Annotated in this window: 13 protein-coding genes; 5 read left to right on the plus strand and 8 right to left on the minus strand. The window is 68.7% G+C overall.

Annotated features, from left to right (window positions below):
• Positions 1–1,423: 1,423 nt before the first annotated feature.
• Positions 1,424–2,011, plus strand: coding sequence for a GNAT family N-acetyltransferase (locus tag IT361_09950; GenBank protein ID MCC6318001.1), 588 nt, complete (start codon positions 1,424–1,426; stop codon positions 2,009–2,011).
• Positions 2,012–2,067: 56 nt separating this feature from the next.
• Here IT361_09950 and IT361_09955 read toward each other — a convergent pair whose 3' ends face one another.
• From IT361_09955 to IT361_09970, 4 genes are all read right to left on the minus strand, one after another.
• Positions 2,068–2,700: a hypothetical protein gene (locus IT361_09955; protein ID MCC6318002.1), complete on the minus strand. Its 633-nt coding sequence runs from the start codon at positions 2,698–2,700 to the stop codon at positions 2,068–2,070.
• A 13-nt stretch (positions 2,701–2,713) separates the two neighbouring features.
• A complete protein-coding gene (locus IT361_09960; protein ID MCC6318003.1) occupies positions 2,714–3,046 on the minus strand; it encodes a hypothetical protein in 333 nt (110 codons plus the stop codon).
• 370 nt (positions 3,047–3,416) lie between these two features.
• A complete protein-coding gene (locus IT361_09965; protein ID MCC6318004.1) occupies positions 3,417–4,244 on the minus strand; it encodes a tetratricopeptide repeat protein in 828 nt (275 codons plus the stop codon).
• A gap of 67 nt (positions 4,245–4,311) precedes the next feature.
• Positions 4,312–6,042, minus strand: coding sequence for a hypothetical protein (locus IT361_09970; protein ID MCC6318005.1), 1,731 nt, complete (start codon positions 6,040–6,042; stop codon positions 4,312–4,314).
• Between the two features lie 78 nt (positions 6,043–6,120).
• Between IT361_09970 and IT361_09975 the strand changes: the two genes are divergently transcribed.
• Complete coding sequence (locus IT361_09975) at positions 6,121–7,914, plus strand: acyl-CoA dehydrogenase C-terminal domain-containing protein (protein MCC6318006.1); 1,794 nt, start codon at positions 6,121–6,123, stop codon at positions 7,912–7,914.
• 47 nt (positions 7,915–7,961) lie between these two features.
• Positions 7,962–8,849 carry a hypothetical protein gene (locus tag IT361_09980; GenBank protein MCC6318007.1) on the plus strand — a complete coding sequence of 296 codons (888 nt, stop codon included), beginning with the start codon at positions 7,962–7,964 and terminating at the stop codon, positions 8,847–8,849.
• Here IT361_09980 and IT361_09985 read toward each other — a convergent pair.
• On the minus strand, positions 8,839–9,459 hold the full coding sequence (locus IT361_09985) for a DinB family protein (GenBank protein MCC6318008.1): 621 nt from the start codon (positions 9,457–9,459) through the stop codon (positions 8,839–8,841). The two genes, IT361_09980 and IT361_09985, sit on opposite strands and share 11 nt — an antisense overlap.
• A gap of 147 nt (positions 9,460–9,606) precedes the next feature.
• A complete protein-coding gene (locus IT361_09990; GenBank protein MCC6318009.1) occupies positions 9,607–9,909 on the minus strand; it encodes a hypothetical protein in 303 nt (100 codons plus the stop codon).
• Positions 9,910–10,399: 490 nt separating this feature from the next.
• Here IT361_09990 and IT361_09995 point away from each other — a divergent pair, with 490 nt between their 5' ends.
• Positions 10,400–12,565, plus strand: coding sequence for a carbohydrate binding family 9 domain-containing protein (locus IT361_09995; protein ID MCC6318010.1), 2,166 nt, complete (start codon positions 10,400–10,402; stop codon positions 12,563–12,565).
• 151 nt (positions 12,566–12,716) lie between these two features.
• On the opposite strand, the gene IT361_10000 is transcribed toward IT361_09995, so the two are convergent.
• Together IT361_10000 and IT361_10005 are read right to left on the minus strand one after the other, a co-directional pair.
• On the minus strand, positions 12,717–13,088 hold the full coding sequence (locus tag IT361_10000) for an META domain-containing protein (GenBank protein MCC6318011.1): 372 nt from the start codon (positions 13,086–13,088) through the stop codon (positions 12,717–12,719).
• A 117-nt stretch (positions 13,089–13,205) separates the two neighbouring features.
• Positions 13,206–13,655, minus strand: a complete 450-nt coding sequence (locus IT361_10005; GenBank protein ID MCC6318012.1) for a DUF4399 domain-containing protein — start codon at positions 13,653–13,655, stop codon at positions 13,206–13,208.
• Positions 13,656–13,792: 137 nt separating this feature from the next.
• Here IT361_10005 and IT361_10010 point away from each other — a divergent pair, with 137 nt between their 5' ends.
• On the plus strand, positions 13,793–14,752 hold the full coding sequence (locus IT361_10010; protein ID MCC6318013.1) for a hypothetical protein: 960 nt from the start codon (positions 13,793–13,795) through the stop codon (positions 14,750–14,752).
• Positions 14,753–14,799: the final 47 nt, after the last annotated feature.

The raw sequence follows: 14,799 nt of genomic DNA on the forward strand, positions 1-14,799 counted from the left end.
AGCACTACACCGCGGAGTGGACGACGGTCCGCACCGCCGCTCGGCGCCGCACGGAGCTCGTCAGCGACTATGCCAAGTCACGGCGCGATGCGATCACGAAGCACGCCGCTGGCCCGATGCGCGCAATCGTGTTCGAGCGCGACCTGCAGGGACGCGCCGACTCGCTCGCGGCCAAGCTGCTCGCCAACGGGATCGACGTGCTTCGCCTGGGCGGTGATACCGACCTGCGCGACGCCACACCGTTCGGCGAGCGTACGGCCGTGACCTCGGCGCGTGTGCGTGCCGGTTCGTACGTCGTCGACCTTGCCCAGCCGCAGGGCCACCTGGCCAAGGCGATCCTGGAGCCGGACGCCGAACTCGACTCCGCGTTCATCAAGGCGGAGCTGGAGATGCGACGCACCGGGCAGCCCGATCGCTTTTACGACGTGACCGCGTGGTCGCTGCCGTTTGCGTATCGCGTGCGCGCCTGGCACCTCCGGGCCGTGCCTGCCGGTACGACCCAGCTCACCGCGGTCGCGCGTCCGGCGGCGACCGTGCCCGCACGCGCGCAGTACGCGTATGCGTTCGAGCCTGGTTCCGAGGCCTCCAACCGGATGCTGGCGTGGCTGCTCCGGGATTCGGTGCGCGTCTGGCACGCCACGCGCTGGTTCACGACGGGCGGAAAGCGTTTCCCGGACGGCGCGTTCGTCGTGCGTGTGGCGGCCAATGACACGTCGGTGCACGCGCTCGTCGCGAGGCACGCCGCGGCCGCCGGCGCCGCGGTCTTTTCGATTCGTTCGGCGGGCGTTGACGAGGGGACGGATCTTGGCTCCAACTCGGTGCAGCCGATCCGCATTCCGCGCGTGGCGCTGCTGAGCGGGCCACCGGTGAGCGGCGGCTCGTGGGGCTTCACCTGGTATGCCATGGATCAGCGGCTTGGGTATCCCACCACGCTGGTCGACGCGTCGTTCGTGGCCGGCGGCGGGCTGGAACGGTTCAACACACTGATCGTTCCCTCGGTGGCGGGCGCGGCCCTCGATCGGGCGCTCGGCGACGCGGGCAAGACGAGGCTCGCGGAGTGGGTGCGCGGCGGTGGCCTGCTGATCACGATCGACGGCGCGTCGGCCTGGCTCGCGCAGGAGAGCACGCGCCTGGCGCGTATCCGCGTGCGGCGCGACACCACCCGCGCCGATAGCGCTGGCGGTGCTCCGCTCCAGACATCCCTCCCGGGCGTGCTGGCCCGGGCCACGATCGACACACTCTCGCCGTTGCTCGCCGGCATTCGCGATGTGGAGCTGCCGGTGTTCGCCAACTCCGACCGCGTGTACACCGTCCCGCGCGACCTGACGGCCGGCGAAGCCGTGATCCGTTTCGCGCCGAAGGAGCGTGTGCGCCTGGCCGGCTACTTCTGGCCGGAGATGCCCGAGCGCATCGCGCTGTCGCCATGGTTGTGGACGGAGAACGTGGGACGCGGACGGGTGGTGGCGTTCGCGCACGACGTGAACTTCCGCGATCTGTTCCGTGGATTGCTGCCGATCTTCGGCAACGCCGTGCTGCTTGGAGGAACCTTCTGACGAGCGGGGTGCAGTTCACCCGCGAGTCCGCCGACTCGGCCGACCTGCGCACGCTGGCGGCCGAGCTCGACGCCGAGCTCCTGGAGCGATACGGCGCTGACCAGGCCCAGTTCACTCCACACAACGCGCTCGCTTCGCTCGATGCGGTGGTGATCGCCCGCACGGATGCGTCCCTCGTCGGCTGTGGCGCCTTTCGCCGGCATGACGCCGAGTCGGTGGAGGTGAAGCGCATGTTCGTGCGGCGGACGCACCGAGGTTCGGGCGCAGCGGCGGGTGTGCTTGCGGAGCTGGAGCGCTGGGCGAGGGAGCTCGGGTTCACGCGATGCGTGCTCGAGACGGGGGTTCGTCAGCCCGATGCGCTGCGGTTCTACGCGAAGATGGGCTATACGCGCGTCGACGCCTTTCCGCCCTACGTGGGCAACACGCTGAGCGTCTGCCTCGGCAGGGCGATAGCCTGAATGCGTGCGAGGGACGGCGACTGGCCGTCCCTCGCGAGTCGTGATGACGCGCCGGTTCAGCGCGTGGCGAACTTTGCCGGAAACTGCTTTGCGATGGCGTCGGCGAGCGGATCAGCGATCATCTGCATGTGCATCGCGGCGGCCCGGAGCGCGGTGAAGGTGGCCTTGCCATCCATCGCGGCCTGCGCGTCGATGACCGCCTTGAGCGTGAGGACGTGGTCCTTCACGAGGCCGGCCACGGCGTCTTTCGGCAGGTTGGGATTCGCCGAGGCGAGGAAGGCGCCAAAGTCCTGCGTGTACTGCACCAGATCACCGACCGCCTTCTCGGACTTCTTCGCGTCCTTGGTGGCCAGGCCCACCGTGTAGTCGACGACGAAGCCGATGTGCTTGCGCCACAGGGCGAGGAAAGCCTGCTCGGCGCCTGCGCCGTACACGGACCCGATGGCCTTTGCAACGTCGACCGAGTTCATGTCGAGCGCGCCGGCGGCGGCCTCAAACTCGGCCTTGCGCCCGCCGAGGGCGGCGCCGGTAGCGTTGCTGGCGAGGAAGGCGTGCTCCTGCAAGAGCGTGCGGAGGTTGGCGCGCAGGGTGGATCCGGCCGCGCCGGCCATGGTGTGCTGTGCGTGACTCGTCGCGGGAGCCACGGCGAGGATGGCGCCGAGGACGGCGACCGGGAGCGTGCGGAACATTGAGGGGGGTCTCCTAACGAGTGGGAGTGACGATGACGGTGCCCTTCATGAAGCGGTGCCGATCGCAGAAGTAGTCGTAGCGGCCGGCGCGTGCGAACGTCCTCGTGCCGACACGGTCCATGGCGGCGAGGACGATGTTCCAGCCGGCAACGGGTGCCTCGGGCGTGCCACCGGTGACCGTGTGTTCGATCTGGTCCCGGTTTACCCAGCGCACCGTGGTGCCCACCGGCACGCGGAGCGTGTCCGGCACCACCTGGAACGTCCGGTACTCGACCACGGGCTCACGCGTGCGGAGCAGGCCCGGAAGTGCGAGCGGGAGACAGAGGATGAATGCGCGGAGAGCCATGACGGGTCGGCGTTCGAGCGGCCGAATTGCCGCACGGCCTGTCTACGACCGTACTGGCGTGGCGGATTGCCCCCGATGCTCCGACGCCGGACCTCGGCTCACGCGCGCCTGAGGTGGCGTGATCGCCGGCCGGTCCGGCGCTGTCGTGGCTCGCGGCCCCGGTCGTCATGCTCCGACCCCAGCCGGGTCCACGAGCCAGTCGCCGCCGCTCCGTGGGTTGTGGTATCAGCTGCGGTACCCACGAAGCCTACACTTTCAGTGCTGGGAATCTCTGCTGGAAACCACTGAACGAGGGTTACGCATTTTCGGCATGCTCGTGGTCCCGGCCCGCGCGCGACGCGCAGGCCTCCACGGCGGCGCGCTCGGCCGCTCAGCGAGGCCGCAGGCGACGCAGCTCGATCTCGGACATGATGAATGCAAACCCCGGCCAGCCTCCGGAACGCACCGCGGCCTCGAAATGGCCAAGCGCGCGCGCCGTGTCTCCCTGCACGACGTACCAGTTCCCCAGGCCGTAGTTGAGCGTGGCGATCTGCACGTCGGCGGTATCGGAAGACGTGATCACCCGCTCGGGCGTCAGCTCACCACGGTACAGTCGCAGGCGCGCCACGTATGCGTTGTTGGCCGGCAACGAATCCGGCCGCTGCGCAAGCATCGCCGCCGCCTCGCTGCGCCGACCAGCCCGCATGAGCGCCATCCATCGCCAGTCGGTGGAACCCGCGAGTTCGCCGGCGTCGGGATAGTGCCGCTGTGCCCGACGGAACAGCTCGGCCGCTGCAGCAAAGTCGCTCTGGGCAAACCGCACGATGCCCAGGTGGTAGAGTGCGCCGTAGTTTATGCTGTCGAGTTGCAGCGCCCGGCCGAGGTCGGCCTGCGCACGATCGAGCTCGCGCACCGACAGGTACCGATGCCCGCGCCAGCGATACAGCATCGGGTGATCGGGGGCGACCTCGATTCCGCGCGTGAACGTGGCGATCGCCTCACGGAACTGCCGCGCCCCGGACTCGGCGACCCCCAGTTCGATGAACCGCTGCACATTGCGCGGCTCGCGGGCGAGCGCTTCGCGCGCGCGGGCAATCGGGCCGCTGTCGGCTTGGGCCTTGTAGGCCACGCCAGCGGGCGAGGTGTACTGCACGGTTTGCGCGCCTGCCTGCCCCGCTACCATTGCGGCCATCGCCAGCAGCAGTCGTCCTCGCCTCATATTGAGACCCCGCTCTGATGAAGGCGCCGAGCTTCGCACCACGAGGCCTCTGGCGCCAGCCTGAATCTCAACGTCCGATGCGGGCGAGGTCGCTTCGGAGGGCAGCGACGCCCGGTGGCCGCCCAAGGAAGCCCTCGAGTACGTCACGCGATCGGCGACTGCGGCCAAAGCGGTAGAGGTGACCCGCGAGCCATGGGTAGAGCTTCGGCGCCCCGGCCATGAATCCGCCGCGCTGCTCACGCACGCGCTCGCGCACGTCGGCGGCAACGATGGCACCCAGGGCGTAGTTCACCATGTAGCCAGGGCTCTCGACCAGTTGACCACGCAGGGCCCACCACGACCACTCCGTGTGCGGCGCAATCTGCAGGTAGCGTCCGGTGATGTCGGCCCACACGGCGTTGGGATCGCGACCGGGGTCGCGGTGCATGCGCAGTTCGAACAGGGCCCACGCCACGTCCATCATCACGCCGGCGTACTTCTCGCGCAGTGACTCACCGGTCGACGCCGAGTCGCCGAGAAATTTCACTTGCCACGCGGGCTCGTATGCCTCGAGGGCCGGGACGTCGGCAAGCGCCTCGGTGAACGGATCGCTGTCCGGCCAGTCGGCAAACGCGGGCCGCGTCGCCACCGCCGCGATGTGGACGGCGTGCCCGGTCTCGTGCAGCAGTTCCACCAGGTTGCCGAATCCGCCCTCGCGATAGGTGGCAAACACGCGAGGGTCGGCGCCACGCGGTCCGTCACGACCCTCGCGGGGCAGCCCACCAAACTGCGTGAACGCGACCGCGGGCTTGCCCGCGCGCGGTGCAAGGTCGAAGACAATGCCCAGCGCCCGCGGTGAGGCACCAAACGAGGCGTAGTAGGCTTCGTTGACGCGCTCCAGTTCACCGAGCGGCAGGCGCGCGAGGAGTCGGCGGCTGGCGGCGCCGTGAACGAACCACCAGTCCCACGGCTCGACCATTCGCTCGGGTTGTCGGTCGCGCCACGCGTCGAGGAGTTCGGTGAGCAGCGCCTCGACCCGACCGGGTTCGAAGCCGAGCGACGTCGCGGCCCCGTCCACCGGAGACTCGTCGAGGCGCCAGCGTTCGGCGCTCATCGCGATCAGGCGACGCCACCGTTGCCCGGGAGTATTCGTGCCGTTCGCGCTCTCCCAAACCGGCCGCAGCGCGAGAAATGCCTCCCTTCGCCGCACGGCCGAGGTGTCGTTCGCAAGGCGGGCGAGGACCGTGAGCCGATCCAGGGTATCGCCCCGCACGACCACGTTCGATTGCGCCTGCCGATAGCACGCACCAATACTCGCGCTGAGCGCGTCGAGCGTGGTGGCTCCGGCGTCGGTCGCGGCACAGGGCACGGACGACCCCGTCTCGATGGACGCCCCCAACTGGCGGTGCATCGCCTCCCAGGCGCGGCGGTCCACGGGGCCAAGGCGATTGGCGTCGATGGCCTCGAGTCGCTCGAGGGCGCGCTCGCGCAGGGCGCCATAGCTCACGCGCAGCGCTTCGAGCGGTACGCCGTTGGCGGCACGTCCGGTTCCGCTCGCCTGGGTGACCTCCGCCTTGAAGTACAGGTCGCGGGCATCGGCGTAGAGTCGTTCAGCCTCGGCAAAGCGTTGCGCCAGCGAGGCTTCGCTGGGCGGGGCGATGTACTGGACGCACCCCGTCAGCACGATCAGTGCGCCAGCCGTGAGTCGACGGCCGGACAGATTCAGGGGACGAAGTCGCTCGCAGTGGCTCGAAATGCGCCGGTCCTCGAAACGCTTGACGGCGGTCGGGGATTCGCCCGACTCATCCTTATGAAGCACGCGGTAGTTTCCGAACGAACCCTTCGCGTGCATGAATACAACGCGCCGGATGCCGTTCCACCCTACGAGGTGCCACTCGTGCCCACCTATCGCGCTCCAGTCGACGACTACCGCTTCCTCCTCACCGAGGTCTTCGATACCGCACGGCTGACGCGGTACCCCGGCTATGAGGAGGTCACGCCTGACCTGCTCGTCTCCGTGGTGCAGGAGGCCGGCGTGCTCTGCGAATCGCTGCTTGCGCCGCTCAACATGCGCGGCGACGCTGAGGGCTGTACCTGGGAGAACGGGGTGGTGCGCACACCGCAGGGGTTCGGCGAAGCATTCCGGCAGTACGGAGGTGGAGGGTGGATCGGCCTGTCCTGCGACCCGGCCTTTGGCGGTCAGGGCTTGCCCGTGTTTCTGCGCTATGTCGTTGATGAGATGGTGTGCGGCGCCAACCTGTCGCTGGCAATGTACCCCGGCCTCACGCAGGGCGCGTTCGAGACGATCCACCGCCACGCGTCCGAGGAACTAAAGGCAAGGTACCTCCCGAAGATGGCGACCGGCGAGTGGACGGCGACGATGTGCCTGACCGAGGCCCACGCCGGCACCGATCTCGGGATGATCCGCACGCGCGCCGAGCCAATGGATGACGGCAGTGCGCACATCAGTGGTACCAAGATCTTCATCACGGCGGGAGAGCACGACCTTTCGGAGAACATCGTGCACCTCGTGCTCGCGCGCCTACCGGACGCGCCGGCGGGCTCGCGGGGCATCTCGATGTTTCTCGTGCCAAAGCGGCTCCCGCATGCAGATGGGACACTGGGCGCACCGAACGGCGTGACCTGCGGCTCCATCGAACACAAGATGGGCATCAGAGGCTCGGCGACGTGCGTGATGAACTTTGATGGCGCCAAGGGCTGGCTGGTCGGCGAGCCGCACAAGGGCCTCAAGGCCATGTTCACGATGATGAACGGCGCTCGGCTCGGCGTGGGACTGCAGGGCCTCGGCCTCGCCGACGCCAGCTATCACGGTGCGGTGGCGTATGCGCGCGAGCGCCTGCAGGGACGATCGCTGTCCGGCGTGAAGAACCCATCCGGACCGGCCGACCCGATCATCGAACACGCCGACATCCGGCGCGGGCTGCTCTTCATGCGCGCATTCATCGAGGGGGCGCGCGCGCTCTCGGTGTTCTGCTCCCTGCATCTCGATGAGGAGGAGCGCAACCCCGACGCGGCCTCGCGCGAAGCGGCCGCTGATGTGGTCGCGCTGCTCACACCGGTCATCAAGGCGTTCTTCACCGACCTCGGCTTTGAGTGCACAAACATCGGGCTGCAGACGCTGGGTGGGCACGGCTACATCCGTGAGTCCGGCATGGAGCAGTTCGTGCGCGACGCGCGGATCGGCATGATCTACGAGGGGACGAACCACGTGCAGGCTCTGGACCTGGTGGGCCGAAAGCTCCCCGAGGGCGGCGGGCGGTTGCTGCAGCGGTACGCGAAGATCGTTGGCGATGAGATCGAACAGGCGCGGTCGGTTCCGGAGGTTGCGGAGTTCGCCGCAACGCTGGGCGGCGCGGCCAAACAGCTGCAGGAGGTCACGATGACGCTCGGGATGCGCGCCATGCAGAACGGTGATGAGGCCGGCGCCGGCGCGAGCGAATATCTGCGGATCTTCGGGTTGGTTGCGCTGGGGCACATGTGGCTGCGGGCGGCACGCGTGGCGGTGCAGCGCAAAGCGGCAGGCGGCGCGTTTGACGCGAGCTTCTATGACACCAAACTCGCACTGGCGCGCTATTACTTTGCGCGCATGATGCCGGCGTGCATGTCGCTCGCCGCCAGCGTGAAGGCGGGCGCGGGCCCGATCCTCGACTTTCCGAAGGACCGCTTCTAGTTCGGAGAGGTTGCGCTCTGCGCCGGATCCGCTGGATCGTCCTCGCCGTGCTGCTGCTCGTTGGAGGGTGCAGCGCGTGGCTGGCGCGCGATCCGGTCCCGGGGTTCCTGGCGCGGCGACAGACGGCGGTGCGCGTGGAGCGCGTCGTGGAACCACCGCAGGGCGAACACGTGAACGAGCACGTCCGGCTCCTGGGTGACAACGGCCTCCGGGTCGACCTGCAACTGCGGCGGCCGCTGTCGCGCTCGAACGATGGCGCGGTGCGGCGCCCCGTCTTTCTGATCCTCGGGGGCTACGCCACGGGCGATCGTGCCGCACAGCTCATTCCCGACACGCGCGGCAACATCGTCGGTGCCCTGTCGTACCCGTATGCCGGCGACGTGCGCGTGAAGGGACTGGCCGTGCTGCCGGTGGTGCCAGCGCTGCGTCGCGCCATCCTCGACACGCCGCCCGCGTTGATGCTGGCCATCGATTACGTGCTCTCGCGACCCGACGTGGACCCGGCGCACGTGGAGCTGGTGGGCGCCAGTTTCGGCACGCCGTTCGCGACCGTCGTGGGCGCGCTCGACCAACGCGTGACGCGCGTGTGGGCGGTGCATGGTGCGGCGTGGCCGTACAGGCAGATCGAACACAACCTGCGTGCGCGCATGCGCGCGCCCATGCGCCAGGTCGTCGCGGCGCTGGCTACGTCGTTTGCGTCCGGATGGCAGCTCGATCCCGCGCACTGGGCGCCGCGCATCGCGCCGCGGCCGTTCGTGATGATCAACGCGCGACAGGACGAGCGCATGCCAGCCGACGCCGTCGCGGCACTGTACGCGGCCGCCCGCGCACCGAAGGACCAGCTCTGGATCGACGGGCCGCATGTGCAGGGCAACCGGCGAGAGGTGATCGCCGCGCTCGTGGACGCCGTGCTGCAACGTGCCGCTAAGCATTGAGTGGAGTGGCGTCGCTGAAGTACTCGCCGCGCCGGCGGGCGACCACAAGGACGTGGTGCTGGTTGTGGTACAGCGTGAACAGCAGCATCTCGCGTACCGTGAGCCGCCCGAGCAGCGGGTGGGGGAGCCGCACACTGTCCACCTGGCGACGGGTCCAGCGCATCGTGCGCGCGGCGAGGGCGTGCACCTCGGCGTGGTGGCGCGCCAGCAGCTCCCGACGGTAGTGCGCCGGATCGCCGACCACCGACCGGGGAGCCGGTGCAAAGCGCCCGGCCTGTCCGCCCGCCTGCAGGCGAGCGTGGTACATGGAGACGAGCTGGTCGTACGGACGTGAGACCACACGGGACCAGCCAAACACCACGCGCAGGATGAGCCTGGGCACGCGCATGCCCTGCGAGACGGCGCGCACGGTCCCGGTGAGGTGCCGCACGTGATCGGCCGGCGACCACGCGACCCCGAAGGGGGCGACGAACTCCTCGTCAGGCATCGCGTTCCAGTACAGCTCGCTGTTCGCGCACACGCGGCGCAGGCCATGCGCGATCTCGGCGCGGTGATACGCGGAGACCGACGGCGGGACGAGGTGCGCAAGCGAGCTGTGCGTTGCCGACATTCCGGAGGTGTTGTCGCTTCGGGTTCGATCAGCGGCTCGCCAACCTCGGGGGCTCGATGCGAGGACGCAAGGGCCGCTCTGTCCGTTTGCCGCGAGCCGGACTCGGCGCCGGCATTGAGGTTCTGCCGACGTCGAGCCCGACGCGCGTCACGTCTCGTCTTCGATCTCGAGCGCCGCGAGATGTGCTCGCTGACGCGCCCGCTGACGCGGTGTGGAGTCGTACAAGCCCTGAATCTCCACGGTCTGCAGTCGGATCAGCGACCCCACCGAATCGACAAACTCGATCCAGCGCGGGCGCAGCCGGCGCCCGGTGACGTCGGCGATCCACGCACCCACCTCACGGGAGACGCGCAGCGTCCCGAACTCACCCCACACCACGACGAACTCGGCCGACGCGCGCCAGGCACGCGTCGGTTCGCGCTCGATCGTTCGCCACATCATCATCATCATCGGGATCACCGCTGGTTCCCTGGTATTGAAAACACCACGCCCCGCCACGAATCGCTTCGCGGCGGGGCGGTCGCTGAACGACGCGGTCTTGCGTCGCCCTATCCGATTCCCTCATCGCGACGCCGTCCTCGGCATCGGTCGCTCACGTCGACGGCCATGCCGAACGACGCACGCCCAGGGCGCGCGTCGAGGTGCATGTACGTCGATGGGCAGGTGGTCGACATCAGAACGTGATCGAGGGAGAGTGACGGGAATGCACCCGTGGTACCAGGGAGACCCCGACCTCGGCAGAGCCGTCACACTCGCGGGTGAGCGGATCGTTGTCGGGCTCGACGTGGTTGTCCGGGCCCGCCATCATTCGCCATGCCGATGCGACCGCCGTCTCCGCGTGTCGAACCCTCACTGACGGACGCCACGCGGCCACGGCCACGGGACACAAGGCCGCGGCCCGGCACATGACTCGCAGCGACTCCCGGCCGTGACGCGGCGCATGTGGCCGCTCTGGGCGCTTGTGATCGTCACGAGCACCGCCCCCTTATCCGCGCAGGAGCCGGCCTGGCCGCGCGTGTTGCGCCTCACGCCGCGCGACACAGCGCCGTCGCTCGACGGGTATCCGGGCGAAGCAATCTGGCTTCGCGCCGACAGCATCGTCGACTTCACCCAGCGCGACCCGAGCGAGGGCTCGCCGGCCTCCGAACGCACCGTCGTGCGACTGCTGGCCGCGGACGCGGGGCTCTGGATCGGGATCTGGGCGTACGACCGCACGCCCGACGGCATTCGCCACGCGCAGCTCCGTCGAGACGCCGACTTCGAGACCGACGATCACGTGACGGTCGCGATCGACGCCATGAGCGACCGACGCTCCGGATTTCTCTTCTCCGTCAACCCCAACGGCGCCATCGCCGACGCCGAGATCATCACCTTCGAAAACGAGAACCCGCGCTGGGACGGCATCTGGGACGCGCGCGCGCGCATCACGAGCGAGGGCTGGTTCGTCGAGGCGCTGATTCCGTGGCAGACGCTGCGCTACCCGACGGGCGCCACCGGGTGGGGACTCAACGTTCAGCGATTCATCCGCCGCAAGAACGAGTTTGCCCTCTGGCGCGCCTGGCGGCGGGGCGAGGGGATACGCTTCCTCGAGCGCGAGGGGCGCGTGGAGGGCCTGGCCGAGCTTCCGGGCCGCGCACGCGTGGAGCTTCGGCCCTATGCCCTGACCACCGGTCGCTTGCCGGAGCGCCGGCACAGCGACACTGCTCCCGATTCGATCCTCGCTTCGTCGTCCCTCACCGGCGAAGTCGGCATTGACGCCAAGCTCCCGGTTTCCAACACCCTGACGCTCGATCTCACCTACAACACCGACTTTGCCCAGGCCGAAGTCGACCAGCAGGTGGTGAACCTGACGCGCTTCCCGGTGTTCTTCCCCGAGACGCGCCAGTTCTTCAACGAAGGCGCCGGCATCTTCGACTTTGGTCGCCTGCGCGAGACCCAGCTCTTCTACAGCAGACGCATTGGCCTGCGTGAGGGGCGCGCGCTGCCGATCGTTGGCGGCGCGCGCCTCACCGGACGCGCGGGCCGGCAGCAGGTGGGCGCCCTGCTCGTGCGCACGGGCGGCGATGACGACGCCACCGACTTTGCCGCGCGCATCAAGCGCGACATCCTGGGCCGGGGCTACGTGGGTGCGATGGCCACCGGACGAGAGGCGCGCGACGCCCCGGCGAGCGTGGTCGGTGGGCTGGACGTCAACCTGCCCTACATCGTCGGCGGCAAGAACCTCGTGTTCATCGGCTCGACGGCGTGGCATCGCGACAGCACGTCGGGCACCGTGTCGAACTACTCGCGCCTCGTCGTCGACTTTCCGAACGACGTGGCGGACCTGGTGGCCCGGTACGATCGCGTGGGTGAGGGGTTCGAACCGGCACTCGGGTTCGTGGCGCAGTCCGGCATTCAGCGCTTTGCCGGGAACCTTGCGTACACGCCGCGTCCGCGACGCTGGGGCATTCGCCGGTTCGACTTCTCCTTCGGCCGCTGGGACTGGGTCTCGCGCCTCGATGGATCGCTCGATAACGCCGAACTCGCGTTCACGCCGCTGGGCGCCGATTTCGAGAGCGGGGACTCGTTTTCTCTCCAGGTCCAGCGGAGCTGGGACGTGCCGCGCCAGGCGTTCGAGATCTTCCCTGGTTCGGTCATACCGGCGGGCCGCTATTCGTGGGATGCGATCGAGCTGCAGGTGGACGGCTCCGAGGCCAGGGCCATCGTGCCCGAGTTCTCCATGACCGTGGGTGAACTCTATGACGGACGCCGCATCGAATGGAGTCTCGCCCTCGGGGTCCGACGGGAGCCCCACGTACTGCTCAGCGCCGAGTACGAGCGAACAAGGGTCACCCGGGGATCGCAGGGATTCACCGCAAGCGTGGCCCGCCTTCGCAGCGATTATGCCGTCTCGCCGCGACTCAACACCACGTTGTTCGCGCAATACGACAACGAAACCGAGCGCGTCTCGGTGAACGCGCGCCTGCGCTACACGCGCTCGCCGGGCAGCGACCTGTACGTCGTCTGGAACAGTGGTTGGCCGTCAGGGCTGGAACGCGGCATTCCGTGGAGCCGACCAACTCGCGGCGCGCTGGTGGTGAAATACGTGCAGTACCTGCGGCGATAGTGCTGATCGCGCGGGCGTGCGTTCGGCGCTCGAGGCATGGGGCGCACCACGAGCGCCGGCCCGACCTGGCGCGGGGAGCCACTCGTCCGGGGTGTCGGCGGCGAACATCGCAGGACCGAGCTGAAGCCAGAGCCTCGCTCGCGGCGATCCGCTATCGCGCCCGGAAGGTCGCCACGGCGCCTTGTGCCGAACGCAGCGTCAGCGTGGAGTCGCTGACCGTCCAGCCACGCACTTCGGCGAGCATGTCAAAGAAGACGCGTTCGACCGAATCGCCATCGTGGCAGAACATCTTCGTGGCGGCGAGTGCGCCGAACACGAGCGAGTCCGCGGCCATGGTGTATGGCCCGTTGTACCGGTTGCAGCCGCCAAAGCCGCCAGCCCGTCCGCTCGCCGCGTCGAGTCGCAACGTTGGCGCACGCCCTCCACTCCCCGTGGGCGCGACGGCGCCACGGCCGAACGACGCGAGTTCCCAGTCGCGGTCGGTCACGGCGAGCGTCGTCGCGCTGTCAACAGTTGGGGCCACCGCGGCCGGTGGGAGGACGGACGACGAGTCAGAAGCACCTCCCCCGGACGGCGAGCACCCGATCCAGACCGCACACCCAAGGGCAACCATCGGACCGACCTGAAGCGCGCGCATGGGTCACCTCACGATGAACGAGACGGTGTCGCGCCTGACGCCGGGCATCGCGACGTGGTCCCCACCGGCGAACACCGCGATCACGCGATGCGGACCGGGCGGCAGGGTCGCGATGACGTAGTCCGACGCGCCGTTCCCGAGATGAATCACTTGCGGCGGCTTGGGGAGCGGCGGCAGCGGGTCCTCTGGCACATCTCCGTCGATGATCAGGTGGTGATGACCCTTTCCCTCTTCGCGCTGCCCGGTCGCCGGCACGACGACCACACCGGTGGCGCCGAGTGTGAGGGTCAGGGGAAGCGCGACCGAGTCTCCATCGGCCGGTGAGGTAATGTCGACGCTGGCAGCGGTGCCGGACAGCAGGGTGGTCACACTACCTGGCGTTTCACCGCCGCTCCCGTCGCACCCGACCACGAGCGTGAGGCCGGCAAGGCTAAGCAATCGAGTGGCAGTCACTGGGGTACCGTCGCAGGGATAGGCATCACGAGGGAATGAATGGCGTCACCCGGGAAAGTCCAGTTCCCGTCGACCTTGCCCGCCCTCGACCAGCGTCCCAACTTCGCCGCTCCAATTCCTGCAGAACGGAGACGACCGTGCGCGCTCGATGGATGCTGTCGCTGTCTGTCATGGCTGTGCCTGGCGCCGCGGCGCTGGCGCAGGCAAAGCACCGGAACCCGATCGTGGACCTGCTCGATCAGCACAAGCCGGTCTTCGGGCTGTACGCACCCTCCAACCCGCGCATGCGTCCGGGCCAGTCCCCGGCGGCCAACGCGCCGGCGCCACGGACTCAGGCTCAGCTTGCCCAGGATGCCCTCGCCTACACCAACGGCGACTACGTCTTCGACGGCAGCATGGAGGGCAACTTCGACGCAGGCCTTGTCACGTTCTCCGAGTTCGTGAAGGGCATGGCCGTGGGAGGTTCGCTCGCGCGAACACATCCGCTCATGGTGAAGGTGCCGGAGATCGCGCCCAATCTCGCCCTCGCCCGGGAACGCATTGGCCGCCAGCTGAACCTTGGCGTGAGCGGCATTGTCTTTGTTGACGTGGAAAGCGCCGAGGAAGTGCGGCAGGGACTGGCCATGATGCGTCCGCGGTCCAGCGGAGGAACGCGCCCTGACGACGTGGGGCAGGCACCGTCGCTGTGGGGAATGACCGAGCGCGAGTATCGCGCCAAGGCGGATCTGTGGCCGCTCAACCCGGCGGGCGAGCTGGTGAACTGGACGATCGTCGAGTCGAAGGAGGGTCTCGCGCGAGTCCGCGAGATCGCCGCGGTGCCCGGCATTGGCGTGCTCTTCCCCGGCGCGGGCACGCTCCGCGGCGTGTTCTCGACGACCGACTCCACGGGGCGTCGCGTGGTGGACGAGGTGGCCTGGGAGGGCGCGATCCAGCAGGTGCTGGCGGCCTGCAAGGAGTTCAAGATCCCCTGCGGGTACCCGGCAAACCTCAACGACATCGAACGGCGCATGAAGCAGGGCTTCAGCGTGTTCGTGATCGGCTGGGGCGAGCCGGGCATGAAGACGATCGAGCTCGGAAAGCGGGTCGGCGGTCGCTGATCGCCGGGAACTCGGGGCGCACGAGGGCGCTTCGGGTCGTTGGCCCC

This window comes from Gemmatimonadaceae bacterium, assembly GCA_020846935.1.
In the GTDB taxonomy this organism is placed as follows: Bacteria; Gemmatimonadota; Gemmatimonadetes; order Gemmatimonadales; family Gemmatimonadaceae; genus RBC101.